This window comes from Bartonella sp. AA86SXKL (assembly GCF_042196885.1).
In genome coordinates, this window is sequence record NZ_JBHIRE010000563.1 from 294 (window position 1) to 562 (window position 269).

Consider the following 269-nt stretch of genomic DNA (forward strand, 5'->3'; position numbering starts at 1 on the left):
GACCGCTTCGGTCATGCGGCTTTTGAAAATAACAATAACGGGGGAGGAAGTCCCTTTAGCGGTTTTTCTGCTGGTGGATTTGCTGACATTTTTGAAGATTTTTTTGGCGAAATTATGGGGGGTGGGCACCGTAAACGCAGTGATGGCCGTGAGCGTGGCGCAGATTTAAGTTATAATATGGAAGTGACCTTGGAAGAGGCATTTTCAGGAAAAACCGCGCAAATTAATATTCCTAGCTCTGTTGTGTGCGATGCTTGTGAAGGATCAGG

General features: G+C 46.1%; 1 pseudogene. It reads left to right on the forward strand.

The window, feature by feature from the left end:
• A pseudogene (locus ACFIO5_RS13295) lies at positions 1-269 on the forward strand (molecular chaperone DnaJ); the annotation flags it as partial.